This is a genomic window from Halomonas sp. MES3-P3E (genome assembly GCF_002836035.1).
GTDB classification, from domain to species: Bacteria; Pseudomonadota; Gammaproteobacteria; order Pseudomonadales; family Halomonadaceae; genus Vreelandella; species Vreelandella arctica.
In genome coordinates, this window is sequence record NZ_PJBT01000138.1 from 1 (window position 1) to 508 (window position 508).

Sequence of the window (508 nt, forward strand, 5' to 3'; positions counted from 1 at the left end):
TCTTTCTCGTCGGCAGGTCCTAAAAGGCGGCGCTGCCCTAGGAATAGGTTCCGCTGCGGCAATGGGGTTAACTCCCGCCTGGGCAAACCCCTGGGGCCGTACCAACGTCTATGCTCAGGGCGTTGAAGAAGGGCCCGAGGTATCGCTGGCGATCCGCCGTGAATCGTTGCCTATTGACGGACAAGAAGCCCAACCAATTACCATTAACGGTACCAGTCCTGCCCCGCTGATTCGTTTGAAAGAAGGTCAAGACGCAGTACTGCGTGTCACCAACCTGCTGGACGAGCCCACCTCCATCCACTGGCATGGTCTCATTCTACCGCCGGAAATGGATGGTGTGCCTGGCGTTAGCTTTGCAGGTATCGCCCCTGGTGAAACCTTTACCTACCGTTTTCCCGTCCGTCAGAACGGTACCTACTGGTACCACAGCCACTCCGGCTTGCAGGAACAGCTCGGCCACGCCGGGCCGTTGATAATTGACGCCGCCGAGCGCGAACCCATCCGCTAT

Annotated in this window: 1 protein-coding gene; it reads left to right on the plus strand. The window is 58.5% G+C overall.

The window, feature by feature from the left end:
• The coding region (locus tag CXF87_RS12325) for a multicopper oxidase domain-containing protein (protein WP_157826541.1) at positions 1-508 on the plus strand (508 nt) is incomplete at both ends.